Annotated in this window: 20 protein-coding genes and 2 tRNA genes; 5 read left to right on the plus strand and 17 right to left on the minus strand. The window is 59.1% G+C overall.

All coding sequences use genetic code 11. From position 1 onward, the window contains the following. Positions 1-379: 379 nt before the first annotated feature. The 5 genes from BV034_RS28640 to hmpA all read right to left on the minus strand — a co-directional run bounded on the left by BV034_RS28640 (position 380) and on the right by hmpA (position 7,518). On the minus strand, positions 380-1,738 hold the full coding sequence (locus tag BV034_RS28640) for a DUF1501 domain-containing protein (protein ID WP_050030375.1): 1,359 nt from the start codon (positions 1,736-1,738) through the stop codon (positions 380-382). 18 nt (positions 1,739-1,756) lie between these two features. After that, positions 1,757-4,138 (minus strand): PSD1 and planctomycete cytochrome C domain-containing protein, encoded by a 2,382-nt coding sequence (locus BV034_RS28645; RefSeq protein ID WP_050030376.1) that lies wholly within the window; start codon positions 4,136-4,138, stop codon positions 1,757-1,759. 59 nt (positions 4,139-4,197) lie between these two features. Further along, a complete protein-coding gene (locus BV034_RS28650) occupies positions 4,198-4,863 on the minus strand; it encodes a GntR family transcriptional regulator (RefSeq protein ID WP_050030377.1) in 666 nt (221 codons plus the stop codon). Positions 4,864-4,972: 109 nt separating this feature from the next. Then, positions 4,973-6,259, minus strand: coding sequence for a hypothetical protein (locus BV034_RS28655; RefSeq protein ID WP_050030378.1), 1,287 nt, complete (start codon positions 6,257-6,259; stop codon positions 4,973-4,975). After that, positions 6,256-7,518: an NO-inducible flavohemoprotein gene (hmpA, locus tag BV034_RS28660; RefSeq protein ID WP_050030379.1), complete on the minus strand. Its 1,263-nt coding sequence runs from the start codon at positions 7,516-7,518 to the stop codon at positions 6,256-6,258. The genes BV034_RS28655 and hmpA overlap by 4 nt, the downstream gene beginning before the upstream one ends. A 104-nt stretch (positions 7,519-7,622) precedes the next feature. Here hmpA and BV034_RS28665 point away from each other — a divergent pair, with 104 nt between their 5' ends. Continuing rightward, positions 7,623-8,078 carry an Rrf2 family transcriptional regulator gene (locus tag BV034_RS28665; protein WP_050030380.1) on the plus strand — a complete coding sequence of 152 codons (456 nt, stop codon included), beginning with the start codon at positions 7,623-7,625 and terminating at the stop codon, positions 8,076-8,078. 6 nt (positions 8,079-8,084) lie between these two features. Here BV034_RS28665 and BV034_RS28670 read toward each other — a convergent pair whose 3' ends face one another. Continuing rightward, on the minus strand, positions 8,085-8,858 hold the full coding sequence (locus BV034_RS28670) for an SDR family oxidoreductase (RefSeq protein ID WP_050030381.1): 774 nt from the start codon (positions 8,856-8,858) through the stop codon (positions 8,085-8,087). Positions 8,859-9,239: 381 nt separating this feature from the next. Between BV034_RS28670 and BV034_RS28675 the strand changes: the two genes are divergently transcribed. From BV034_RS28675 to BV034_RS28690, 4 genes are all read left to right on the plus strand, one after another. Continuing rightward, positions 9,240-9,521, plus strand: a complete 282-nt coding sequence (locus tag BV034_RS28675) for a hypothetical protein (RefSeq protein WP_009964673.1) — start codon at positions 9,240-9,242, stop codon at positions 9,519-9,521. A 45-nt stretch (positions 9,522-9,566) separates the two neighbouring features. Then, positions 9,567-9,836 (plus strand): CopG family antitoxin, encoded by a 270-nt coding sequence (locus tag BV034_RS28680; protein ID WP_009964674.1) that lies wholly within the window; start codon positions 9,567-9,569, stop codon positions 9,834-9,836. A 184-nt stretch (positions 9,837-10,020) separates the two neighbouring features. Next, positions 10,021-10,662: a transposase gene (locus BV034_RS28685; protein WP_050030382.1), complete on the plus strand. Its 642-nt coding sequence runs from the start codon at positions 10,021-10,023 to the stop codon at positions 10,660-10,662. Positions 10,663-11,389: 727 nt separating this feature from the next. Then, positions 11,390-11,956, plus strand: coding sequence for a hypothetical protein (locus tag BV034_RS28690; RefSeq protein WP_050030383.1), 567 nt, complete (start codon positions 11,390-11,392; stop codon positions 11,954-11,956). 84 nt (positions 11,957-12,040) lie between these two features. Here BV034_RS28690 and rpoC read toward each other — a convergent pair whose 3' ends face one another. From rpoC to BV034_RS28745, 11 genes are all read right to left on the minus strand, one after another. After that, positions 12,041-16,171, minus strand: coding sequence for a DNA-directed RNA polymerase subunit beta' (gene rpoC / locus BV034_RS28695; protein ID WP_050030384.1), 4,131 nt, complete (start codon positions 16,169-16,171; stop codon positions 12,041-12,043). 25 nt (positions 16,172-16,196) lie between these two features. Continuing rightward, positions 16,197-20,045, minus strand: coding sequence for a DNA-directed RNA polymerase subunit beta (gene rpoB, locus BV034_RS28700; RefSeq protein WP_050030385.1), 3,849 nt, complete (start codon positions 20,043-20,045; stop codon positions 16,197-16,199). 321 nt (positions 20,046-20,366) lie between these two features. Further along, the gene (rplL, locus tag BV034_RS28705) at positions 20,367-20,747 is read right to left on the minus strand and encodes a 50S ribosomal protein L7/L12 (protein ID WP_050030386.1); all 381 of its coding nucleotides are present in this window, start codon (positions 20,745-20,747) and stop codon (positions 20,367-20,369) included. A 159-nt stretch (positions 20,748-20,906) separates the two neighbouring features. Continuing rightward, positions 20,907-21,428, minus strand: a complete 522-nt coding sequence (gene rplJ / locus BV034_RS28710; protein ID WP_050030387.1) for a 50S ribosomal protein L10 — start codon at positions 21,426-21,428, stop codon at positions 20,907-20,909. A gap of 21 nt (positions 21,429-21,449) precedes the next feature. Continuing rightward, positions 21,450-22,154, minus strand: a complete 705-nt coding sequence (gene rplA, locus BV034_RS28715) for a 50S ribosomal protein L1 (protein ID WP_050030388.1) — start codon at positions 22,152-22,154, stop codon at positions 21,450-21,452. 69 nt (positions 22,155-22,223) lie between these two features. Next, entirely contained in the window at positions 22,224-22,649 is a 426-nt protein-coding gene (rplK, locus tag BV034_RS28720; protein WP_009964686.1) for a 50S ribosomal protein L11, read from the minus strand. Positions 22,650-22,713: 64 nt separating this feature from the next. Beyond that, entirely contained in the window at positions 22,714-23,283 is a 570-nt protein-coding gene (gene nusG / locus BV034_RS28725; RefSeq protein WP_050030389.1) for a transcription termination/antitermination protein NusG, read from the minus strand. A gap of 53 nt (positions 23,284-23,336) precedes the next feature. Continuing rightward, positions 23,337-23,549, minus strand: a complete 213-nt coding sequence (locus BV034_RS28730; protein WP_038172755.1) for a preprotein translocase subunit SecE — start codon at positions 23,547-23,549, stop codon at positions 23,337-23,339. Positions 23,550-23,584: 35 nt separating this feature from the next. Continuing rightward, positions 23,585-23,660 (minus strand) — tRNA-Trp (locus BV034_RS28735). A 137-nt stretch (positions 23,661-23,797) separates the two neighbouring features. Further along, positions 23,798-24,982 (minus strand): elongation factor Tu, encoded by a 1,185-nt coding sequence (gene tuf / locus BV034_RS28740; RefSeq protein ID WP_050030390.1) that lies wholly within the window; start codon positions 24,980-24,982, stop codon positions 23,798-23,800. 63 nt (positions 24,983-25,045) lie between these two features. Continuing rightward, positions 25,046-25,120 (minus strand) — tRNA-Thr (locus tag BV034_RS28745). Between the last annotated feature and the right edge of the window lie 179 nt (positions 25,121-25,299).

The raw sequence follows: 25,299 nt of genomic DNA on the forward strand, positions 1-25,299 counted from the left end.
ATAGGCGCCTGCAAAGGGACGTCGCTGGCATCCGCTCCGGGATGCAATTCCTATGCTGATCATCCGGAGGTGTCAGTCGCTACGCTCCTTCAACCTCCGGCTAAGGGCTGTGATGCCTCCGGCATCGGCTGGCATCACAGGATGCGGGTCAGATCATCTGAAGCAACATCCCGGTCGAGAAGCACCCCTCAAACACCTCTACTTCGCGATGAGGGTCCGCTTTCCCCTCATCGCCATCTACACCCCCACGTCAGTCTCACAGGTTCCTTGGCAGGCACTAGCTTCCCCGTATGCGATGCCAGCCCCGTGGCAAGCAACCGCGTGCCCAAGGGGTGCTCCCCGGCCGCGAGGGGTAGCGGGATCAAACACGCCTGCCCTCTCACGCCAGCAACTCGGTCATCACATGCCCGTGCACATCCGTGAGGCGGAAGTCCCGCCCCGCATGACGGAACGTGAGACGCTCATGATCCATGCCCAGTTGATTCAAAATCGTGGCATGCAGGTCATGCACCTCCACCGGCTTCTCGATTGGATACTTGCCGATGTCATCCGTGGCCCCGTGCACGTGACCCGGCTTGAATCCGCCGCCTGCCACCCAGACGCTGAAGCAGTCCCGGTGGTGCCCACGTCCATTGGTCCCCTCGCGGCCTGGGGTGCGCCCAAATTCCGTGGCCCAGAGCACGATGGTGTCTTCCAGCATGCCCCGCTGCTTGAGGTCGGTGATGAGCGCCGCCGTGGGTTGGTCCACATTGGAGGCCAGTTCCGCATGGTCCTTCATCTCCCCGTGTGAATCCCAGTTCGGGCGGGAGCCGGTGTCGATGAGTTCAATGAAACGCACACCTCGTTCCGCCAGCCGGCGGGCCACCAGACACTGCCAGGCGAAATCCGCCCCTGGCCCCTTCACGTTGCGATCCAGGCCGTACAGTGCGCGGATGTGCGCCGGCTCCGTGCTCAGGTCAAAGGCTTCCGGGGCCGCCTGCTGCATCTGAAACGCCGTCTCGAAAGACTTGATGCGCGCCGCCAGCGCGGTGTCATGCGCACGGGTGGCGAAGTGCCGCTGATTCAACCGGTCGGCCAGGCCCAGCTCCAGGTTCTGCAGGTCACGCCCCGATTCCGGTGAGCGCAGATTGGCAATGGGGTTGTTTCCAGGAATCACCCGGGTGCCCTGATGGCATGCGGGAAGAAAGTCACTGCCATAAACCTGCGTGCCTCCGTACGGCAGTTGCGGAGCAATGACGATGTAGCTGGGCAGGTTCTGGTTGAATGTCCCCAGTCCATAGCTCACCCACGAGCCCATGCTGGGCCGGGCAAAGGTGGGCGACCCGGTGTGCATTCCCAGCGTGGCCTCTGAGTGGTCAAAGTGGGAGGCCTTCATGGTCCGGATCAAACAGATCTCATCCATGACGTTGCGCACATGCGGGAAGATGTCGCTCACCTCGGTACCGCAGCTGGCGTTGTAGCCTGAACCGAAGAGGTTGCCCATTAGATTGTCCGGCCCTGTGCCATCGCGACCCTTTTTGATCGTTTTGGGGTCAAACGTATCAATATGCGATACCCCACCGGTGGCATAAATAAAGATGACCCGCTTGGCACGAGCGGAGGTATGGGAGCGATGAGCCGCCAGCGGATCCTGGCTGTCGTCAGCACCCAGCAGTTCAGACAACATGCCCGGCCCGAGCAGGGAACTGCAAAAGAGGGAGCGCAGGAAGGCGCGACGGGGTTGTTGGAAGGAGTTCATGGTCACAACCGGAGGCTGTCAGTCGAGGTACAGAAATTCATTGAGCCGGAACAGACTGCGCAGGAGGCTGGACCAGGCCATCGTCTCGGCCTGTTCACTGTCTCCCAAAGTCTGGCGCACCGATGCCAGGTGTTCCTGAAGCATCTGGGTTTCGGCCTCGTCGGGTTCGCGGGCAAACAGGCTGGTGTAGAGCTGACGCAGACGGGCCTCTTCCGACCCACCCTCCTCTTTCAGCAGGGCTTTGGCCAGCCGGTCAGCCTGCTCATGAACGAACTTGTCATTCACAAAAAAGAGGGCCTGCAACGCCGTCACCGAACGATCCCGCGTGCTGGTGCAAACATTCGGATCCGGCCCATCAAAGGTCTGCAGATACGGCTTCGCAGTGAGCCGCTTGGTCATCTGGTACACGCTCCGTTTGTTGCTTGGGTAGTCGCTCTTGAACGGATGGTGCTGCGTGTAGTCCCACCTGGCTGTCGGCGGCATCGCGTAGGGTTGGTGCTGCGGGGCAAGGTCCAGACCACCACTGACAAACAAAAGCGTATCACGGAGCGATTCCGCATCCAGACGTTGCCGCCCAAACTTCCAGTACAGGCGGTTGCCGGGATCACTGGCCACATTGTCCTCCGTGTCCTGGCTGGAGAGCTGGTACGCCCGCGAGGTCATGATGAGGCGGTGTAGTTGTTTCATGGACCACCCGCTGCGCATAAACTCCGCCGCCAGCCAGTCCAGCAACTCGGGATGGGTGGGGGCCTCCCCGCGCAGGCCAAAGTCACTGGTGCTGGGGACCAGCCCGGTGCCAAAGTGCCGCTGCCAGATGCGGTTCACGATGACCCGTGCCGTCAGCGGGTTCTGCTCAGCTGCCACCCACTGGGCGAGCTGCAACCGACCACTGCCCGCCTGCGTCTCCACCGGCAGGGCCGCGCCACCCAGAATCTCCAGGAACTTTCTGGGCACTTCCGCACCCAGACGGTCCGGCTCGCCTTTGATCTGGATCCGGGCGTTCTGGGGTTTCCCTTCCTGCACGGCATACGCGGCGGGCAGCACCGGAAGTTGTTTCAAATAATCCGCGAGAGCCTCGCCGGCCTTTCGCGCCTGGAACAGCAGCCCGTCCAGCTCCCCTTTCTTCCGCCGTTGCTCCTCCAGAGTCCGCTCTTTTTCCAGGGCGGCATTCTCGATCTTCAGCTTTTCGCACCGGGCCAGCAGGGTCTCCAGTTCCACCGTCAGCCGGTCTTTTTCTGCCTGATAGGGGGCCATGGACTCAGCCACCTCCAGCTCTGGAATCAGCGGCACAAAATCCCGCTGCGCCTTGAAGAGTTCAAGCCCCGGGAATGGGTACTGGGTGCTCGCGAAGATGCCGTAGAGCCCATAGTAGTCCCGCGTGGAAACGGGATCAAACTTGTGATCATGGCAGCGGGCGCAGCTCAGGGTGAGCCCCAACAGGGTGCGCCCCATGTTGTCGATCGTGTCCTCAATGGTAAGATGCCAGGGATAACGCTCCACCAGCGAGCCAAACCGCCGCGCCATCGCCAGGTATCCGGTGGCGATGTTCAATCGGTTGCGTTCCTCCTGGCTCCCGGCAGGCAGCAAGTCACCAGCAATCTGTTCGGTGATAAACCGGTTGTACGGCACGTCCGAGTTCAAGGAATCAATAATATACTGGCGGTACAGATAGGCCTGCGGGATCGGGTAGTCGGAGTTGTCCCCGGCCGTGTCAGCATAGCGTACCCAGTCCATCCAATGCCGCCCCCAGCGCTCTCCATAGCGGGGGCTTTCCAGCAGACGATTCACCAGGGCCACCATCGCGGCTTCCCGCCCCTCTGGTCGAGAGAAGGACTGAACAAACTGCTCCACCTCCAACGTCGTTGGTGGAAGCCCGGTCAGATCATAGGTGGCGCGACGGATCAATGTCCGGGCGTCCGCATCGGGAGAAGCTTCCAGGCCTGCGGCCTCACGTCGCGACTGCAGGAACCGGTCCACTGGCGTTAACGGCCAATCTTGATCCTTGACCTCCGGCACCACTGGATGCGACAAAGGCTGGAAAGACCAATGCTTGCTGGCGGCGACTTTGGCCGGCTCTGCGGCACCGGGACTGTCTGGCCAGATTGCCCCTGCAGCGATCCAGGTACGGAGCACCTCGACTTCCTGGATAGTCAGCCGCTCCCCTTTCGGCGGCATCTGCTCATCCTTGTGGGCGGATGACACCCGTTTGAGCAAGGCACTTTCCTCGACATTGCCCGGAACGATGGCGTGGGCTCCGGAGTCGGCCTGGGCAAATGCCCCCTGCTTGTGATCGTAGCGCAAGCCGCCGTTGCTCTCTTCAGGTCCATGGCACTTCACGCAGTGACGCTGCAGAATGGGCTGCACATCCCGTGCAAAGTCCACCTCCGAGGCCGCAAACATCTGGCTCCACCCTGTGAACAGGGCGACCGGTAGCAACACACAAAACTGCCACCAACCAATCATCGCCGCGCAAAGCGTTCAGGGTTCAGAATGCGACGCTTGCCCGCCTCAAGGTGGGCCGTCATCAGGTCCGCGGCTTGTAGGCCGTCGCCGGCGCAAACAGCCTCCACAATGCCCACATGCTCCTCCACGCTCTCCGCCGGACGGGTGCGGTCCGTGTCCGTGACACGGAGGATCACCTGGTGAATTTTGTCGCGCAGCCGTTCCATGGTGGAGATGATCTCCCGGTTGTTGAGGAACGAGCATAACAGGTAGTGCATCTGCTCGTCGAGATGCATGAGCTTCACGAGATCATCTGCCTCAAGGGCGACCTTTTGCTGGGCGATGTTCTCCCGCAGCTTTGTCTCCTGCTCCAGCGAGAGCCTCCCAGCCATCCGGCGCACCACCCAGGCCTCGATGGCCTCCCGCAGCTCATAGTGATCGACAATGTCGTCCACACTCATGCCACGCACCACAATCCCCTGCTGGGCCGAGATGGTCACAAACCCCTCGGACTCCAGACGCTCCAGCGCCACGTGAATAGGCGTCTTGCTCATGCCAAACTGAATCGCAAGCTGCCGTTCCGACAGGAAGGTGCCGGGTGGGAACTCTCCCGACGCGATGAGTCGGCGAAGTTCGGCATAGGCCCGGGATTGGAGCCGGGAGGGCGGTGCGGAGTCAGGCATGGCAAGGTGACTTGAGTTGGGGAAATCGCACTGAAATCCAACTGGTATGCCAGTGGATACGCGGTCCGCCCAGCCATCTTTCTGCTCCTTCCCAAGGAACTGCAAAAAACTACGGCGCGTCACGCGAGCCCGGGAGAACCAGTGTGTCGCCCAGAATCATGCGCAACTGAGCCCGATCGGCATTGGTCAGCCAGTCGGTGTCGGTATCGGTATCGGCCGTGTCTTTCAACCTCAGCGCCAACCGCTGAAGCAGCACCTTTTTGAACTCGCCAGGCAGTGCTTCGAAGCTGGCAGAGTGGATCATGTAACTGCACCGGTGCTTGAAAAGGCGTGTTCGCAGATCGAAGTCCCGCAGCGAACTGCCATCCGAGGCCACCCGTCGCGATTTGCGAAAAGCCTCCTGAAACGCCGGACTGCCCTGCACGCCGCCACCGGTGAGTTCCTGCTCCTCCGTAAAGAGCAGCTTGGCCACGAGTCGGTCGGCATGTTTCTGCAACATTCGCCTCCCAGTAGATTCCGGCAGCGGTGACTCTGCGCCCGGGGTGATCCGCTCCAAGATGGTGCGGGCGGCCCGGGCCGTCTCGGTGAGGGCATTTTGAGTACTGTACTGGTGCTCCAGCACCATGAGCGCGACGATGTCGCTGGTATCGGTGAGATAAGTCGCCTTGGGCAGCAGGAAAGACAGCGTCTCTGCCGGGGCTGTCGCCAAGGGACGTTTGCCGTCGATGAGATTGCCCAAATGGGCTTCCCTGCCAGAGCTGCCAGTCACATACCAGCCACCCCACCGCTCGCCGAGCGGGCTGTTTTCCGTGATGGAGAAGTTCACACTACCTGTGAGGGGCTGCCCCTCGGCATCCACCCGCACGGACTGCACCTGCAGGGCCGCGCCGCCATGGCAGCTGAAGCAATCCTTGCCCACCTGGAAGACGGGCCCCTTCTCCAGCCCAGCGACCGAACGCTGCAGCAGGTAGTACTTAGGGCCTTCCACAGCATCCACCCCAATGAGCTCGATCGCCCCACCCTTCACCCAGCCCACGTAGCACTCGTCATTGTAGTAGATCGCACGCGGCTGTTGCGGTGAGATCAGATCCCGCTGGAGGCTGGTCTTGGAGAACACCAACACCTGAGAAGCCACGGGCACGTCCAGCTCCCGAAGCACGCTCTTCAGAAAGGCAGACTCCGAGCTGACATCCAACTGCACCCGTCCATCCGCCACCTGCTTCCACAGGCGGCGGACTGGATCCGGCTGGTTCTCCACATTCCTCGAACTCAACTCCACTTCAGCGGCCCGGCTGATGAAGCCCGTGGCGGTGATGATGACCGATATCACCAGCCAGCGGGCCCAGGAACCAGACCGCCGCTGAAGCAGATGGGAAGCTGAGGGGACAACGCTCATACCGGGCAGACCGCAGACCCAGCGCGAGGACGCTCCAGCTCCTGACGGGGACCGAAGAACTCGAAGCGGGCCTGGGAGGCGGGGATACCCCAGGCAAGAAGCTGATGGTAGATATCGATCATGAAAGGTTTGGGCCCGCAGAAATAGTAGTCCGCATCCCTCCCCGGCACCAGGGATTCAATGAGCGCTGCGTCAATACGCCCCTCGCTCGTATGGTCCCGGTGCATGCGCAGGCGGTCCATCTCAGTCGGATCGTCATAACGATGATGCACGACCAGATGGGAGTGATCCTTGGCCAGCCCATTGAGTTTCTGACGGAACGCATGGTGACGGCTGTTCAGGCAGCCGTGCAGGAAGAAGATCTTCCGGTCCGGCGTGACCTCCAGCGCGCTGAGCAGCATGCTCATGACCGGGGTGATGCCCACCCCTGCGGAAAGCAGCACCAGCGGGCGGGCGTGCTTCTCCGTGACGTCCAGGAAGAACTCGCCGCAAGGCGGGCCGACCTCAAGACGATCCCCCACCCGCACCTGATCATGCAGGTAGGAGGAAACAAAACCGTCCGGCGTGCTACCGGCGCGCGCCGCTTCACGCTTCACACTGATACGATACCACGACTGGCCCGGCTTGTCCGAGAGGCTGTAGTTCCTCATGGTGGTGTGCCCACACGGGCTGGGCAACCGCAGCGTGATGTACTGTCCCGGTTTGAAGTCCGGCACATTGCTGCCATCCACGGTCTCCAGATAGAACGAGGTGATCTGCTCACTTTCCTGCTCCTTGCGCGTGACGAAGAAGGATTTGAAGCCCTCCCAGCCATTTGGCACCTCACGATGCCCCCGGTAGATCTGGCTCTCCCGGCCAATCAAGATGTCCGCGAGAAACTGGTAAGCCTCGGCCCAGGCGTTCACGATCTCATCCGTAGCCGCACTGCCGAGCACCTCGCGAATCGACGCCAAAAGGTTCGCACCAACAATCGGATAATGCTCGGCCTTGATCTGCAGAGAGGCATGCTTCTGGGCGATCAGTTCCACTGCCCCGCCCAGCACCTCCAGGTTGTCGATGTTTGCCGCATAAGCACAGATCGCGGCCGCCAACGCCTTCTGCTGGGAACCACTGGTCTGGTTCGCCCGGTTGAAGAAGGGAGCGACCTCCGGATTGTGCCGGAACATCCGCTCGTAGAAGTGACGAGTCAGGAGTTCTCCATTCTGCTCCAGGACAGGAGCGGTGGCTTTGACGATGGCGATGGTTTGTGGGCTTAGCATGGTTGTCAGTTCAGGTTGGCCTTAAATAGGTACATTAAATACCTATTTAAAAGGGTATATGTTGCGCCTATTTTGCGGTCGTCGGCCCAATCAAGCTCTCGTACGTGCAGCTCACCTACCACACGGACTACGCCCTACGTCTCCTCATTTACCTCCTCTCCCATCCGGAGAGGAACGTAAGCACCCGGGAGATGGCGGAGTTCTACGGCGTGTCCGTTAATCACCTTGTGAAGGTGGCCAAGTCCCTGACCCAGGGTGGCTGGCTGGTCTCCAGCCGCGGAATCGGTGGCGGAGTCATGCTGGCCAACCATACTCCAGAGGCCAAGGTGGGCGACATCGTCCGCTATACGGAAAATACCGACATCGTGGAGTGCTTCCAGCCCAAGACGAACACCTGCCCCATCCACCAGAGTTGCGACTTGAAGCCCATCTTGTTTCAGGCCCGTCGGGCATTCTTCGATGTGCTGGACTCCTTCACGGTGCGGGATCTGGCCCGCCACCCGAATGAGTTGCTGGCCCTCACCCGGTCGGCAAAACGCGGCAAATCAAAGCCCACCTGACTTGCATCAACGGAGATAGAGCGTGCCGCCATCCACAGGATAGGCCACGCCTGTGATGAAGCTGGCCTCATCACTGCAGAGGAAGACAGCTGCCGCCGCCACTTCGTCAGGTGTGCCCATGCGCCCGATCGGTTGCGTCTTCGAGAGCTTCTCAAACATCTCCGCCTGCCGATCGGGGTAGTTCTTGGCAATAAAGCCATCCACGAACGGCGTGTGAATTCGCCCAGGGCAGATGGCATTGCACCGGATGCCCTGTTTCAGGTAGTCCTGGGCCACCGAGTAGGTCATGGCGAGCACCGCTCCCTTGCTCATGCTGTAGGCAAACCGGTCGCCAATCCCCATCTGGGCCGCAATGGAAGCCATGTTCAAGATGACTCCGCCCCCCTGGCCGGCCATGATCTCCACCGCCGGTCGGAGACAGTTCGCCACCCCTTTCACATTGACCCGATAGATCCGGTCGAGGTCTGCCTCGGAAGTCGTCTGCACATTGCCGACATGAGCGATCCCCGCGTTATTGACGAGGATATCCAACCTCCCATACTTGGCGGCCACATTGCGGATGGCGCTGGCTGCGGAATCCGCGTCTGCAATGTCGCATGCAGCGGCCCCCGCCTGCCCGCCCTCCTGAATCACCGACTGCGCGACTCGACTCGCAGCCCCTACATCAAGATCGAGGATTTCCACGTTGGCCCCCTGGCGCGCAAAAGCGCGCACGATCGCTTCGCCGATACCCGACCCACCACCGGTGATCACCGCGGTTTTTCCATGCAGGGAGAACATGCTCATGAACTCAGCCTAGCCATGGCCCCCAAGTGCTCAACCACGGAATGGTGCGCTGACACAGAACCACTTCCATCGGTCACTTTTGTATCGCGCCCCATGTGTCCTCACCCGGCATGCAAATCGAGGCGCCTATCTAGGGCCAACCACCACCCGTGACTCGGAATGTTTCTTATCACCCATCCACCAAACAGCTCAGCCATGGCCAATTCGTCCCAATCTGTCCGAATTTCACCGGCAATCATCCCTGCTATGCACCTCAAGTTGATAGGTTTCCGACAGAAACTACCTCTCCATCAAGAATAGAACTTGCCCCATCTGCCATCTAGGGTGATGGATTGCGCGCACCAGAGTCCCCTTCGACCTTTGCCTTGAAACTTCATGGAGTTTGACTGGATAGACGTCCCTTTCGACCTGACCACGCTGCCTCCCAAGGATATCGAGGAGTCTTTCGAAGACCCTTTTGCCCTAAAACTTCTGCCCGACGGTGAGAGCGAAGATGTCCGCGCAGCGCGTTACTTTTCCCTCGGCAAGTCCCTCTCCGGGCGGGGAATTTTCAGCGTCTTCTGGACGGACGGCAAGCGCTACCGAGTGATCCTCTCCCGTCCCATGAGCCCCGAAGAAGAACACTTCTACGAGCGCAAGAAGTCCGAAGATCTCTAGTTCCTCTCCTCCCTCCCCCATCCGGCATCCCTGAACTCCCCCCACATGAAATTGATCCGCACCTGGAGTGAAATGCCTCATTTTGAGAATGAGGAGGAGGAAGCCAAGTTCTGGATGGTGCACCAGCTGGACGCCCGGCTCATGCAGACCTCCATGCACCGTCCTGACGTGCGTGAGTCCACCACCATCACCCTGCGCTTTGATCCCCGCATGCTCTCCCGCATCAAGCGCATCGCGCGCCGGCGGTACCTGAACTACCAGAGCATGATCAAGCAGTGGCTGAGCGAGCGGATGGAGCAGGAATTGAAGGATTAGGCTGGGCGGCGACTGAGGCGACATAGCCTTTTGCAGGTCGCAACACCCCAGTCCAAGGAGCGGCGGTTTGTGCTTGCACAACCGCCGAGGTTAACGGAGGAGAGAAACGAATGCGGACTAGCGACGCGACGACTCCGGTTGACGGCAAGTTTGCCATCCGCGCTGACATTTTGCGATCTTGCCCATGGACGAGGTGTCGTTCAGATTTTTCAATCCGTTTGCGGCCACATTAGAAACGAGAAACCGACTCCACCACTGGGAACAAGACGGGACTCTCTATTTCGTCACCTTCCGGCTCGCCGACTCGATCCCAGCGGATGTTTTGCATGCCTGGAAATCGGAACGCAACCTATGGTTGGCTGATCATCCAAAGCCCTGGAGTCCAGCGCTTGAGAAAGAATACCACCAACGTTTTTCAGGGTGCATCGAACGCTGGCTGGATGCTGGCCACGGATCCTGTGTGTTAAGAGGAGAATCGGCGCGTGCGGAAGTGATGAACGCCCTCCTCCACTTTGACGGGACTCGCTGCCGGATGGTCTCTTGTATCGTGATGCCGAATCATGTTCATGCCTTGTTCGTCCTCAATCCGGATTGGAACCTCACGACCCTCATTCACTCGTGGAAACGTCACTCGGCGCAAAAGATCAACCCGCTGTTGGGTCGAGCCGGGAGTCTTTGGCAAAAGGACTATTTCGACCGGATGATACGAGACGGCCACCATTTTGGAAATTGCATCAAGTACATTCGCCGCAACCCGACGAAGGCCAAGCTTCCTGTCTCGGACTTCACGCTCTTTGAAAGCGAACTGGCCAAGACGGTTGAGTAGTTTGCCAACGGGGTCTCAACACATATCCCATCACCACCACCCATTTCCTCCGTTGACCCCCGGCGGTTGTGCAAGCACAAACCGCCGCCCACAACGAGCAACGTCCTCGGGGATGCATCAGCCTTTTGTTAACTCATCGAACTAGCCTCATCCCTCATCCGTGTCCAGTCTCGCAATTCTCGGCACCCGCCATAGTTCCATAGAATCCCGCAATCCAGCAGGGGTGCCCTTCGACGACAACACTTCACAACTCCCCTGTCCAAGGAGCGGCGGTTTGTGCTTGCACAACCGCCGGGGTGACCGGAGCGCAAAAGGGCTACATGATGACATGGAACCCTATGTTCCCAGACAACCACTGGTCAATCCACGGTTTTCGCGATCTCGTTTTCATAGAGGGGCGAACCCTGATGAGCCCAATCCTGCTTTTCCGGGATTGCGCCGAATGCACCGGATACACTTTTCAAAATGGCAGCCATCACGCACTTCGTCCATGGCCCTTAGTCGCACCGGTTCCATTCAATGCCTGAGATTCCTTCAACGTGACCATTGCATCAAGCGCTCCAATCCGCCGACCTCTTCGTTGACCCCGGCGGTTGTGCAAGCACAAACCGCCGCTCCTTGGACAGGGGTCGACCGCATGCTTTCATCGCTGGCCTCACCCTACCGTCATCCCAACCCTCTTGCACTCCGCCGCCACGACGCATAGCGTCGAAAAACGCGTTCCACAATGGCTCCCCCTTCTTCCTCCCCTCCCCTCCAACCTGGACAGCTCCTCTGCCGCCCCTGCCGCAAGACCTACACCCCCGCCGAGGTGCAGGGCCGCAAGTCCTGCCCCAAGTGCAGGGGTCCGTTGGTCAGCAGCCAGCAACTCGAAAGCTACCAGGCGGATACCCACACCAGCTTGAGTCGGTTGAAGCATCAGTCGTCTTCCACCTTGGCCGGCGGTGCGCTCCTCGCCATGGGCATCCAAACGGTCATCAACATCATCAAGCACGACTCTGACTTTCACGTGCTCACCTTCATGGTGTTTGCTGGCGGCATCCTGAGCCTCGTGACCACCGGCCTTTGGTGGCATACCGCCCGCCCTTCCTTGATGCTCGTGGCTTCCCTGGTGTTTCAAGCCACGGCATTCGTCTATTTCTTTTCCGTTTTTGCCGCTTCCGGCACCCTGGACATCCTGGAATCGAAATGGGGAATGCGGATCACTTTTGTTGTGGCACTCGCCCCCTTCTGCATCGCCCTGCTCGCCTGGCATCAGTATCGAAGTTACCTGAGAGTGCTGAAGCCGCGGTGAACCAGAATTGAGCCCCAACAAACAAAAACGCCCTCCGTTTCCGGAGGGCGTTTGAGAATTCAGTCTTGCGTTAGATCAGCCAGCTTACGCCACGGCTTCTTCGCCTTCGGTCGAGTACTGCACCTTCACGGTCTCTACGACGTTGAAGTTGCGGTTGGTGCGGAAACCAGTGCCGGCAGGGATCAGGTGACCCATGATGACGTTTTCCTTGAAGCCGCGGAGCAAGTCGTTCTTCGCCAGGGTAGCCGCTTCGGTAAGCACACGGGTGGTGTCCTGGAAGCTGGCGGCACTGATGAAGCTGTCCGTCTCAAGGCTGGCCTTGGTGATACCAAGGAGCACCGGCTCGGCCGTCGCGGGCTTGCCGCCCTCGTCGGACACACGCTGGTTTTCACGCTCGAACTCGAGACGGTCGATCTGGTCGCCCCACAGGAAGGCGGTGTCACCGGGTTCGGTGATCTTCACCTTGCGAAGCATCTGGCGGATGATGATCTCGACGTGCTTGTCGTTGATCTCCACACCCTGGGCACGGTACACTTCCTGAACCTCATTGACGAGGTGTTCACGAAGGGCCTGAGGCCCAAGGATCTCCAGGATCTCATGCGGCACGACCGCACCTTCCGTAAGCTGGTCGCCCTTGCTCACGTGGTCGCCGTTCTGCACGAAGATGTGCTTGTTCCGCGGGATGAGGTGCTCTTCCTGCTGACCCGTCTTCTGGTCGGTGATGATCACGCGGCGCTTGCCACGAACCAGTCCGCCGATTTCGATGTTGCCATCAATCTTGGCGATTTCGCACGCGTCCTTCGGCTTGCGGGCTTCGAAGAGCTCGGCCACACGGGGAAGACCACCGGTGATGTCCTTGGTCTTGGCAGCCTTGCGCGGCGTCTTGGCGAGCACCGTACCGGCATCCACCTTCTCGTTGTTCTTCACCGCAAGGTGAGCGCCAGCGGGAATGGTGTAGCTGGCCAGGATCTCCTTGGTCTTCGGATCCACAATGACGATCTGCGGGTGCAGGTCTTCTTTGTGCTCGATGACGACGGTTTCCTCGTTGCCGGTGGCCTGGTTGACTTCCTTGGTGATGGTCACACCACCAAGCATGTCGCGGAATTCAATCTTGCCCTGCTTCTCGGTGATGATCGGCACGTTGTACGGATCCCAGGTGACGATCGTCTCGCCCTTCTTGACCTTGCCGCCGTCCTCTTTCGAGATGAGGGCGCCGAGGACAATCTTGTGGGACTCGAGTTCGCGACCCGCGTCATCGTGAATACTGATGGTGCCGTTCTTGGTGAGCACCACGCTGCCTTCCGGCGTGTTGACGATACGAAGCTCGTTGTACCGGATGGAACCCGCGTTCTTCGTGACGATGATGGGCTGCTTGAAGGCACCTGCGGCCACACCACCGACGTGGAAGGTACGCATGGTAAGCTGCGTTCCAGGTTCACCGATGGACTGGGCGGCCACGATGCCGACGGCTTCACCCACCTTGACCACGCGGCCAGTGGCGAGGCTGAGACCGTAGCACTTGGCACAGCAACCGCGCTTGCTTTCGCAAGTGAGCACGGAGCGGATCTTGAGCTTCTCCACACCGATCTTCACAAGGTGGTTGGCCACCTCTTCGGTGATCAGCTGGCCATATTCCACCAGGGTGGTCTTGTCGACCGGGTCATGGATGGTCTCGCAGGAGACACGGCCATAGATACGGGTCTTGAGGTCCACCACTTCGTCGTCACCCTGATAGATGGAGGCGAGCGTGATGCCGTTGACCGTGCCGCAATCTTCCTCGGTCACGATGACGTCCTGGGCCACGTCAACCAGCTTGCGGGTCATGTAGCCGGAGTCAGCCGTCTTCAACGCGGTGTCGGAGAGACCCTTACGGGCACCGTGGGTGGAGATGAAGTACTCCAGCACGGTCAGACCTTCACGGAAGTTCGAGGTAATGGGCTGCTCGATAATCTCACCGCTCGGCTTGGCCATAAGACCGCGCATCCCGGCGAGCTGCTTGATCTGCGTCTGGTTGCCTCGGGCACCCGAGGTGACCATGACGTAGAGCGGGTTGTGGAGCTTCTTGCCGTCGTTGTACTCGAGCGTGCGGAACACTTCCTTGGTGACTTCTTCACCCACGCCGGTCCAGATGTCGATGACCTTCTGCTGGCGCTCACCGTTGGTGATGATGCCTCGCTTGTACTGCTTCGTCACAAGCTCAACATCGGCGCGAGCCTTGTCGAGAGCCTTGTACTTGGCTTCAGGAATCACCATGTCGGTGATGCCGATGGAGCAACCGGAGCGCATAGCTTCGCGGAAGCCAAGCTGCTTGAGCCGGTCCAGCGCTGCCACCGTTTCCTGGTGACCGGCCTTCTGGAAACAACGCCAGATGATGTCGGAGAGCTGCTTCTTGCCAACGGTATTGTTGTAGAAGCCAAGCTCTGCCGGCCAGATCTCACTGAAGCGGATACGACCCGGGGTGGTCTCGACGACCGCCTTGGTCGGGTCGCCATAGGTGCGGCCCTTGGTGTTGTAGTCCGGATTGCGGTAAAGCACCTTCTGGTTCACTTCGACCGCGTTTTCGCTGAGGGCGAACTCGACTTCGGAGGGATCGTTGAAGATGGAGAGGCGACGCTCGTCCTTGGGAGCTCCTGGAAGCTCACGCAGATACGTGAGGGCGAAGCAACCCAGAGGAATGTCCTGGGAAGGCGTCATCACGGGCTTGCCGCTCGCAGGGGAGAACAGGTTGTTCGGAGCGAGCATGAGGAGGCGGGCCTCCATCTGGGCTTCGATCGACAGCGGGACGTGCACAGCCATCTGGTCACCGTCGAAGTCAGCGTTGTAAGCCGTACAAACGAGGGGGTGAACGCGGATAGCTTCACCTTCGATGAGCTTGGGCTCGAACGCCTGGATGGAGAGACGGTGCAGGGTTGGCGCACGGTTCAGGAGAACCGGGTGGCCCTTGGTCACTTCGTCCAGAATGTCCCACACTTCAGGGGTGCGACGCTCAATCATCTTCTTGGCGCTGCGCACGGTGTGCACCAGACCAAGTTCCTTAAGACGGCGGATGATGAAGGGCTCGAACAAGACGAGCGCCATCTTCTTGGGCAGACCACACTGGTTGAGGGTGAGGTCCGGACCGATCACGATAACGGAACGGCCGGAGTAGTCCACACGCTTGCCCAGAAGGTTCTGGCGGAAGCGGCCGGACTTGCCCTTGAGCATGTCGGACATGGACTTGAGCGGACGATTGCCTGCCCCGGTCACCGCACGGCCGTGACGGCCGTTGTCGAAGAGGGCGTCCACCGCCTCCTGCAACATGCGCTTTTCGTTACGGATGATAACATCCGGCGTCTTGAGCGCGAGAAGGTTCTTGAGACGGTTGTTGCGGTTGATGACACGACGATAGAGGTCGTTCAAGTCAGAAGTCGCAAAGCGACCGCCTTCCAGCGGCACCAACGGACGGAGGTCCGGCGGGATGACCGGCAGCACTTCCATCACCATGTACTCAGGGCGGGAATGCGAGGCTGCAAAGCCCTGGCAGAGCTTGAGGCGCTTGGCGATCTTCTTGCGAAGCTGCTTGGAGCGAGTCTTGGTCATGGACTGCTCGAGCTCCTTCACCATTTCGGCGAGGTTGGCTTGAGCCAGAATGTCACGGATGGCTTCCGCGCCCATGCCGACCTTGAAGCTGTCGGCACCGTACTGGTCCTCAGCTTCACGCAGTTCCATTTCCGTCAGCAGCTGGCCGCGCTGAAGCGGCGTGCTCCCGGGGGAAACCACGATGTAATCTTCATAGTAGATCACGCGCTCCAGCGAGCGGGCCGTCATGTCCAGCATGAGGCCGATGCGGGAAGGCATGCACTTGTAGAACCAGATGTGCGTCACCGGCACGGCCAGCTCGATGTGGCCCATGCGCTCGCGACGGACGCGGCTCAGGGTCACTTCCACGCCGCAACGGTCGCAGATCACGCCTTTGTGCTTGATGCGCTTGTACTTGCCGCAGGCACACTCCCAGTCACGGGTGGGTCCGAAAATGCGCTCGCAGAAGAGGCCGCCTTTTTCGGGCTTGAACGTGCGGTAGTTGATGGTCTCAGGGTTCTTGACCTCACCATGGCTCCAGGACCGGATACGGTCCGGGGATGCCACGGAAATGGAGACCATGTCGAAGCCTCCGGTGCGATGCTGCTCCCCGAAGAGTTCCTTGAGATGGTTGTCGAAGCTCGAAGTTTCTTGCATGTTCGTGAGATTCAGGGGTTGCTTCTTACATTCCAACTGCCGTGGCGTAGCTTCCGCCGCCGCCCAGGATTTCTTCCTCTCCGGAGTTCCGGTTCACCACCTTGACGTCGAGGCCAAGGCTTTGCATTTCTTTGATAAGCACGTTGAACGATTCCGGCGTGCCTGCTTCGAGCGAGTTGTCGCCCTTGACGATGCTTTCGTAGATGCGGGTACGGCCTTGGACGTCGTCTGACTTGACCGTGAGCAGCTCCTGCAGGGTGTAGGCGGCGCCGTAGGCTTCGAGAGCCCAGACCTCCATTTCCCCGAAGCGCTGACCACCGTACTGGGCCTTGCCGCCCAATGGCTGTTGGGTCACGAGCGAGTAAGGTCCGACCGCACGAGCGTGGATCTTGTCCGCCACAAGGTGGCCCAGTTTCAGCATGTAAATGTATCCCACCACGACTTCGAGCGCGAAGGGCTCGCCGGAGCGACCGTCGATGAGCTTGCTCTTGCCGTTGAGGCCGATCCATTCAAAGCCAGGAGTGGCTTTGGCCTCCTTGAGGTAGCCGAGGATCTTGTCTTCCTTGATACCGTCGAACACCGGGGTGGCCACCGTGAAGCCCAAGGCCTTGGCAGCAACGCCAAGGTGGGTCTCAAGCACCTGTCCCACGTTCATACGGGAAGGCACGCCCAGCGGGTTCAAGCAGATGTCCACCGGAGTACCGTCTTCGAGGAACGGCATGTCTTCTTCAGGAACGATGGTGGCAACCACGCCCTTGTTTCCGTGACGACCGGCCATCTTGTCACCGACGCTAAGCTTACGCTTGCTGGCGATGAACACGCGGACCTGCTTGATCACGCCGCTCTCCATTTCCTCGCCCTGTTCAAGGCGGTCGAGGCCACGCTCACGCTCGATGTCCGCTTCGTCGAACTTCGCTTCGAAGGCCGAAACGATGTCCATGATCTTGTTGCGGATCGGGCTCTGGTCGATTTCCACCGTGCGGTAGTTTTCGGCCAGGGTGCGAAGGAGGGTCTTCGTGATCTTCTTGTTGGCGCCGATGATGACTTCACCAGTCTCACCGTTCACCACGTCGAGCGGGATCTTCTCATTGAGAAGGATCTCGGAGAGCTTCTCGGTCAGCTGCTCCGTGAGCTGCTCAACCTTGTTTTTGTGTTCTTCCGTGACCTGCTTGATCTGCTTCTTCTGCTCGCTCGGAGAGAGGCGCTCTTTGTCAGCTCCATTGCGGGAAGAGACACGGACGTCCATGACGATCCCGGTGCAGCCGGAGGGCACACGCAGGGAGGTGTCTTTCACGTCAGCGGCCTTTTCACCGAAGATGGCGCGCAGGAGGCGTTCTTCAGGGGCCAGCTCGGTTTCGCTCTTCGGAGTGATCTTGCCGACGAGGATGTCGCCAGGCTTCACTTCAGCACCGATCCGGACCACGCCGTCAGCACCGAGGTTGCGCAGCGCTTCGTCACCCACGTTCGGGATGTCTCGCGTGATTTCTTCAGGACCCAGCTTCGTGTCACGGGCACCCACTTCGAAGTCTTCGATGTGGATGGAAGTGTAGATGTCCTCCTTCACCACGCGACGGGAGATCACGATAGCATCTTCGAAGTTGTAGCCGTTCCACGGCATGAACGCGACGAGCATGTTGCGGCCCAGTGCGAGTTCACCATGATCGGTACAAGGACCGTCCGCGAGGACGTCGCCCTTTTTCACCTTCTGCCCGCGTTCCACCAGCGGACGCTGGTTGATGCACGTGCCGGCGTTGGAGCGCATGAACTTGCGGAGCGGGTAGAAATAGATACCACGCTCAGGATCAGTCGTGATCTTGGTCGGCTCGGCCGCGAAGGCCTTCTCGCTGATCGGCAACTGTCCGTCTTTGGTGACGATGATGTAGTCAGCCGTGGCTGCGGCGACAATGCCACCGGAGTCGGAGACGATCACCGCCTGGGAGTCCCGGGCAGCCTTGGATTCCATGCCGGTGCCCACCAAGGGAGCCTCAGCCTCAAGAAGCGGCACCCCCTGACGCTGCATGTTCGAGCCCATCAACGCGCGGTTGGCGTCATCGTGCTCAAGGAACGGGATCAGAGAAGCGGCGACGGACACCATCTGCTTGGGTGACACGTCCATCAGAGTGGCCTGCTCAGGGGCCACTTCAAGGAAGTCCCCACGATAGCGGACCGAAACCTTGTCCGACTTAAACTTGCCGTTCTCGTCGATGATGTTGTTGGCCTGAGCCACATTGTGGTTCTCTTCCTGGTCAGCCGTAAGATACTCGATCTTGTCGGTCACCACGCCACTCTCCACCTTGCGGAAGGGTGTTTCGATGAAGCCAAACTCGTTGATGCGAGCATAGCTGCACAGGGAGTTGATCAGACCGATGTTCGGACCTTCCGGGGTCTCAATTGGGCAGATACGGCCGTAGTGCGAAGGATGCACGTCGCGCACTTCGAAGCCGGCACGGTCACGGTTCAGACCACCGGGCCCGAGGGCGGAGAGACGACGCTTGTGGGTCAGCTCGGCCAGAGGGTTGATCTGGTCCATGAACTGGCTCAGCTGGGACCGGGCGAAGAAGTCGCGGACCACGGCGCTGAGAGCCTTGGGATTGATGAGCTTCTGGGGGGTCATCACGTCCATGTTCACATCAAACAGGGTCATGCGCTCCTTCACCAGACGCTCCGTACGGGCAAGACCCACGCGGCACTGGTTGGCAAGCAGTTCACCCACGGCACGCACACGGCGGCTGCCCAAGTGGTCAATGTCATCCAGCACACCTTCACCAGCACGCAGCTTGAAGAGGTAGCGGAGGGAGGACACCACATCCATGGCAGTGAGGATGCGCTCCTCGCTGTCCACCTTGATGCCAAGCTTCTGGTTGATCTTGTAGCGGCCGACGCGGGTCAGGTCATAACGCTTGGGATCAAAGAAGAGACGCTTCACGAGCGCGCGGGCGTTCGGGATGGTCGGCGGATCTCCAGGGCGGAGACGGCGGTAGATTTCCTTGAGAGCCTCGTCCTCGTCATGGGCGGGGTCTTTACGAAGGGAGGCGATGATCAGGTCATCCTGCGTGGCGGTCACGCAGCGAATGCTCTTGTGACCCAGCTGGATGAGCTGGCGCACGATGCCGAGGGTCAGCGGCTCATAGGCACGGGCCACGATGAGCTCACCATCCAGAATGTCGCGGAAGATCACCTTCTGAGCGAGGTCTTCCTCGTTCATGGTCTCCTTCAGCTTGAGGTCCTCAATCGGGTAGAAAAGTTTGAGGATGTCCTCGTCGCCCGGATAGCCGATCACACGCAGGAGCGTGGTGGCAAGGAACTTGCGACGGCGACGACGGCGGTCGAGGTAAACGTAGAGGAGGTCGTTCGTGTCGAACTGGACTTCCAACCAGGTACCGCGGTCAGGAATGATGCGGAAGCCATACAACCAGCGACCGTTGAGGTGCTGCTGGGTTTCAAAACAGATGCCAGGGGAACGGTGCAGCTGGCTCACCACCACGCGCTCAGCGCCGTTGATGACGAACGTGCCGCGGGTCGTCATCATGGGCAGTTCGCCCATGTACACGCGCTCCTGTTTGGCACCAGCTTCGTCACGCAGTTCATAGGTGACGTACAGCGGGGCGCTGAAGGTCTCCGCCTCGCGGATGGCCTGCAGCGGATTCAATTTGGGTTCACCGATTTCATACTGCGTGAAATCGAGGGTCATCTTCTCGTCGTAGCTCGAGATCGGGAAGACTTCGCGGAACACCGCCTGTAACCCCAGGTCCTTGCGCTTGCTCGGCGCGATGTCTTTTTGCAGGAATTCCTCGTAAGACTTCAGCTGAATCTCAATGAGATTCGGCGGTTCAACGGGTTCCTTGAGTTTGCCAAAGTTAATGCGCTGGGACATACGGCGGGGTGGCTGGGTGTTGGCAATGAGTTGCGGGCAAACCGGCCTGTTAAGCCGGGGAAAAGAGAGTCAGGGCGGCGGACAAAAACGGTTGTTTTTGCGGCCTATGTCGGAGGACAAAAAAACCCCCGGGCGCGCAAGCGCCCGTGGCGAAAAACAGTCTCATCAAACTTGGGTTCGTTCCCCAACTCACATCCGACGACCTTGCGGGCGGATTGGAAGTTGTTGTACGGGAAGAGAACGGGCATTGAGGAAACGCTGGTTTTTTGAAAGGGTTCCGCCGCCCCCACTGGGGCGGCGAAACCTGCAAAAGAAACAAACTTACTTGATCTCGACCTTGGCACCGGCGGCCTCGATCTTCTTCTTGATCTCTTCGGCTTCTTCCTTGCTGACGCCCTGCTTGAGAGGCTGGGGAGCCTTTTCCACAAGGGCTTTCGCTTCGGCGAGGCCAAGGCCGGCCACAACGGCACGGACTTCTTTGATGACGCCGATCTTGTTCGTGCCACCTTCGGTAAGGATGACGTCGAACTCGGTCTTCTCAACTGCGGCTGCGGCTGCAGGGCCGGCAGGGCCAGCGGCGGCCACGGCGACAGGAGCAGCGGCGCTCACGCCCCACTTGTCTTCAAGGGATTTCACAAGTTCAGCGACTTCCAGGACGGTAAGGGCGCTGAGTTCGTCAACGATTTTATTCAGGTCTGCCATAGTAGTATTTCGGTATCGCCGTCCCCTGAAGCTTCAGAGGTTTTGAGCCTGACAGCCGCCAGACCGGCAAGGAACCATTGGATTTTAGGTATTCAGGTGGAGTTGCCCCCACCATCGAGTCAAATTGGAAAAAGGGTTGCCGGGGCAACCCACGGAAAATTAAGCGGCTTGCTCTTGATCGCCCTTGGCCTTGAGCACGCGAGCCAGAGAGGCGGCGGGCTCGTTGAGCAGGCGGACCAGCTTGGAAGCCGGGGCTTGCAGAACGCCAAGCAGGGTTGCAAGAAGCACTTCGCGGGAAGGAAGGTCTGCCAGGACCTGGATGCCGGAAGCATCAAGGTACTTGCCGTCCAGAATGCCGGCTTTCACCTGGGGCTTCTGGAACTCGGTCGCGAAGGTCTTCATGACCTTGGCGGCAGCGCACACGTCTTTCTCACCGGTGACCACAGCAGACTGGCCCGTCAGGACATCACCGATTTCCACGGGATACCCGGCGCGTTCAGCGGCCTTCTTCACCAGCGTGTTCTTGTACACGTGCATCTCAGCGCCTGCAGCGCGGAGGCGCTTGCGAAGCTCTTCGAATTTGTCCACTTTCAGCCCGGTGTAGTCCACCACGAACATGAACGGGGAGGCGTTGACCTTTTCCAGAAGGTGCTCAATGAGGATCGTCTTTTCAGCTTTCATCGTCGTTGTTCTCCTTCAGATTTAGGCGGCAGATTTCACGTACTTGCCCAGATCAAGCTTGAGCGCAGGAGACATGGTCGCGCTGAAGGTGATGCTCTGGATGAACTTGCCCTTGGCAGAGGCGGGACGGGCACGAACCACGGCGTCAATGAGAGCCTGGGCGTTTTCCACGATGGCTTTCGGCTCGAAGCTGACTTTACCCACGCCAGCGGAGATGTTGCCGTTCTTGTCGAGTTTGAAGTCAGCACGACCGGCCTTGACGGCCTTCACCGCACCAGCGGTGTCATCGGTCACGGTGCCCGTCTTGGGGTTGGGCATCAAACCACGAGGACCAAGTTGTTTACCAAGCTTGCGGACTTCAGTCATGGCGGCGGGAGTAGCGATGGCCACATCGAAACCCGTAAAACCAGCCTTGACCTGGGCGATGAGATCCTCAAAACCGACGAATTCTGCACCGGCGGCCTTGGCGGCGTCTGCGGAGTCGCCCACGGCGAACACTGCGACTTTCACGCTCTTGCCGGAACCGTTCGGAAGGGGGCAGGTACCACGCACCATCTGGTCGCTCTTACGAGGATCCACACCCAGACGGAAGGAAAGAGAAACCGTCTCGGAGAATTTGGTGGCGGGGAGCTTTTTCACGAGCTCTGCTGCTTCTTCCAGTGAGAAGAACTTGTCGGCCGGGATGAGTTCCGCCGATTTTTTGTAACGCTTGCTTCTTTGTTTCATGGTCTTGTGCAGTTCGAACGAGCCTGAGTCTTAAGCAGGCTCTCCTGCCATGGTTTGAGTTTTGGAAAATTAACCGACAACTTCGATACCCATCTGACGGGCAGTGCCAGCCATGATGCGGGCAGCGGCGTCGAGGTCTTGGGTGTTGAGGTCAGCCAGCTTCAGCTTGGCAACTTCTTTGAGTTGAGCCTGGGTGAGCTTGGCCACCTTCTTCTTGTTGGGCTCACTGGAACCAGAAGCCAGGTTGGCAGCCTTCTTGAGAAGGATGGATGCCGGGGGCTGCTTGGTGATGAAGGTGAAGCTCTTGTCCTTGTAAACGGAGATGACGGTCGGCAGGATGTCGCCAGCCATCTTCTGGGTGGCGGCGTTGAACTCCTTGCAGAACGCCATGATGTTCACACCGGCTTGACCCAGGGCAGGACCGATGGGCGGCGCGGGGTTGGCAGCTCCAGCTTTAATCTGGAGCTTGATCATTTTAACGACTTCTTTGGCCATCGCTTGTTCTTGTTACTACGGTTTGAGTTGAAAGGGGTGGAGGAGCTTGGCTGAACCAGGAAAATCAGGCCTTCTCGACCTGCCAGTATTCCAGATCCACCGGAGTGGAGCGGCCGAAGATGTTCACGGAGACACGCAGCAGGCCCTTCTCCGGATCAATTTCTTCGATGATGCCGGTCTGGCTCTCGAAGGGACCGTCCGCCACGCGGACCGTGTCTCCCACGGAGAACATAAACTTCGGCTTTACGCCTTCCTCACGCTCGCGCACCTGGGCGAGCAGGACTTCGACCTCTTTCGGACGAAGGGGAATCGGGTGATCCTTGGTGCCGGCAAAGTTCAGGAAACCGTCGGTTTCTTTAACAAAGTGCCAGGTCTTCACCACGGGCTTGTTGTTCTCATCCAGCAGCCACATGTTGGCGAGGATGTAACCCGGGAACACTTTGCGGGTGGATTCGCTGCGCTTGCCCTTTTTAACTTCAGAGACGCGCTCGGTGGGAACCACCACTTCGAAAACGAGGTCCCCCATTTCCTCTGACTGGATGCGGCGCTCCATATTTTCACGCACGCGCTGCTCGAGCCCGGCGCGGACGTGAAGGACATACCACTGGTCGTGAGGAGCGGGGATCGCGGGCATGATGGAAAAGTAAAAGAGAAGCCGGACGGGACTAAACAGACAGGACTGGCAGATCAGAGGATCGTCGCCGCCTTGAAGAACATGCGCATCACGAAGTCAAAAGCGCCCGTGAAGCCAGCAAAGATCAACATGGCAACAAAGACCACAGTCGTGGCATCGGTCAGCTCCTTGTAACGGGCGAAGCCCTTCTCCTTGGGATCCCACGGCCACGTGGCCTTTTTCATTTCGCCCCAGACTTCGGAAAGATAGCGTGACACTCGGCTCATGTTGTTCGTCAGGCAAAAAAGACTGTCAGGTAAGATGGCACGCCAGGTAGGACTTGAACCCACAACCAATGGTTTTGGAGACCACTACTCTACCAATTGAGCTACTGGCGTGTTTATCTTGACGAACAGTCTTTGTATTACAGCACAAATTAGAAACTGCAAGTGTTGTGATGCCTTTTGGCGACAATGCCGCCGTGAGACTTTTGCAAGCCTCGCGGCGGCTGCCACCCAAACGGCAATCAACAAAATCAGTCGAGAATGTCAGCCACACGACCGGCACCCACGGTACGACCACCTTCGCGGATAGCGAAGCGCATCGTCTTTTCCATGGCGATCGGGGTGATCAGTTCGATTTCGACGGACACGTTGTCACCAGGCATCACCATCTCCACGCCATCGGGGAGCTTGACCATGCCGGTCACGTCGGTCGTACGGAAGTAGAACTGAGGACGGTAGTTGGTGAAGAAGGGCGTGTGACGGCCACCTTCATCCTTGGAAAGGACGTAAACTTCAGCCTTGAACTTGCGGTGGGGCTTCACGGAACCGGGCTTCGCGATCACCTGGCCGCGCTCCACATCCGTTTTCTTCACACCACGAAGAAGGAGACCGACGTTGTCACCGGCGCGACCTTCGTCGAGCAGCTTGCGGAACATTTCGATGTCCGTAACGGTGGTCTTGACGGTGTCTTTGATGCCGACGATTTCGACTTCACCCATCTTCTTGATGATGCCACGCTCAACACGGCCGGTCACCACGGTTCCACGACCTTCGATCGCGAACACGTCTTCCACAGGCATGAGGAAGTCCTGGTCGATCGGGCGCTCGGGAAGCGGGATGTAGCTATCCACAGCGTCCATGAGCTTGTAGATGTTGGCCTTCTGCTCGGCGTCGCCTTCAAGAGCCTTGAGAGCGGAACCCTTAACGATCGGAATGTCGTCGCCGGGGAAGTTGTACTTGCTGAGGAGGTCGCGAACTTCCATCTCAACGAGGTCGAGGAGTTCTGCGTCGTCCACCATGTCCACTTTGTTCATGAACACGACAACTGCAGGAACACCCACCTGACGGGCAAGAAGGATGTGCTCACGGGTCTGAGGCATCGGGCCGTCTGCGGAGGACACCACGAGGATGGCGCCGTCCATCTGAGCAGCACCGGTGATCATGTTCTTCACATAGTCAGCGTGCCCGGGGCAGTCCACGTGGGCATAGTGACGCTTGTCGGTTTCGTATTCGACGTGAGCGGTGTTGATGGTGATGCCGCGCTCTTTTTCTTCAGGAGCCGCGTCAATTTCATCATACTTCTTCGCCTGCGCATACCCCTTCTCCGACAGCGTGGTCGTGATCGCAGCGGTCAGCGTCGTTTTGCCATGGTCAACGTGGCCGATGGTGCCAATGTTGACGTGGGGCTTGTTCCTCTGGAATGCTTCTTTAGCCATGGGTTTGGGTGTTGTAGTATGCGCGTTTGGTTTGGGGAACTGAAAATCAAATCCAAGGGTCGATGGAGCTCGTGGCGGGGATTGAACCCGCGACCTCGTCCTTACCAAGGACGTGCTCTACCACTGAGCTACACGAGCGCACCATTAACCGTGGATGTGCCACCTTTGAGGGGGACCAGAATGCCTGCCTTGCGTCTTCACGCAGAGGAAATCATCACTCGCCGACCCGAAAAAAGTGGATCGCAAGTTAGTTGATCGAGCCGCCCTGTCAAAAAAATTTGAAATTATTTTTGCCGATTTTGAGCTTTTTTGGTGTC

The sequence above is a fragment of the Verrucomicrobium sp. BvORR034 genome, assembly GCF_000739635.1.
GTDB lineage: Bacteria > Verrucomicrobiota > Verrucomicrobiia > Verrucomicrobiales > Verrucomicrobiaceae > Verrucomicrobium.

Coding starts and splice junctions, on each gene's coding strand:
- hmpA (WP_050030379.1), bottom strand. CDS start 7,518: ATGCTAAGCCCACAAACCATCGCCATCGTCAAAGCCACCGCTCCTGTC.
- rpoC (WP_050030384.1), bottom strand. CDS start 16,171: ATGCAAGAAACTTCGAGCTTCGACAACCATCTCAAGGAACTCTTCGGG.
- rplL (WP_050030386.1), bottom strand. CDS start 20,747: ATGGCAGACCTGAATAAAATCGTTGACGAACTCAGCGCCCTTACCGTC.
- rplJ (WP_050030387.1), bottom strand. CDS start 21,428: ATGAAAGCTGAAAAGACGATCCTCATTGAGCACCTTCTGGAAAAGGTC.
- BV034_RS28685 (WP_050030382.1), top strand. CDS start 10,021: ATGGACGAGGTGTCGTTCAGATTTTTCAATCCGTTTGCGGCCACATTA.
- BV034_RS28680 (WP_009964674.1), top strand. CDS start 9,567: ATGAAATTGATCCGCACCTGGAGTGAAATGCCTCATTTTGAGAATGAG.
- rplA (WP_050030388.1), bottom strand. CDS start 22,154: ATGAAACAAAGAAGCAAGCGTTACAAAAAATCGGCGGAACTCATCCCG.
- nusG (WP_050030389.1), bottom strand. CDS start 23,283: ATGCCCGCGATCCCCGCTCCTCACGACCAGTGGTATGTCCTTCACGTC.
- BV034_RS28730 (WP_038172755.1), bottom strand. CDS start 23,549: ATGAGCCGAGTGTCACGCTATCTTTCCGAAGTCTGGGGCGAAATGAAA.
- BV034_RS28640 (WP_050030375.1), bottom strand. CDS start 1,738: ATGAACTCCTTCCAACAACCCCGTCGCGCCTTCCTGCGCTCCCTCTTT.
- BV034_RS28645 (WP_050030376.1), bottom strand. CDS start 4,138: ATGTTTGCGGCCTCGGAGGTGGACTTTGCACGGGATGTGCAGCCCATT.
- rplK (WP_009964686.1), bottom strand. CDS start 22,649: ATGGCCAAAGAAGTCGTTAAAATGATCAAGCTCCAGATTAAAGCTGGA.
- BV034_RS28650 (WP_050030377.1), bottom strand. CDS start 4,863: ATGCCTGACTCCGCACCGCCCTCCCGGCTCCAATCCCGGGCCTATGCC.
- BV034_RS28675 (WP_009964673.1), top strand. CDS start 9,240: ATGGAGTTTGACTGGATAGACGTCCCTTTCGACCTGACCACGCTGCCT.
- tuf (WP_050030390.1), bottom strand. CDS start 24,982: ATGGCTAAAGAAGCATTCCAGAGGAACAAGCCCCACGTCAACATTGGC.
- BV034_RS28690 (WP_050030383.1), top strand. CDS start 11,390: ATGGCTCCCCCTTCTTCCTCCCCTCCCCTCCAACCTGGACAGCTCCTC.
- rpoB (WP_050030385.1), bottom strand. CDS start 20,045: ATGTCCCAGCGCATTAACTTTGGCAAACTCAAGGAACCCGTTGAACCG.
- BV034_RS28670 (WP_050030381.1), bottom strand. CDS start 8,858: ATGTTCTCCCTGCATGGAAAAACCGCGGTGATCACCGGTGGTGGGTCG.
- BV034_RS28655 (WP_050030378.1), bottom strand. CDS start 6,259: ATGAGCGTTGTCCCCTCAGCTTCCCATCTGCTTCAGCGGCGGTCTGGT.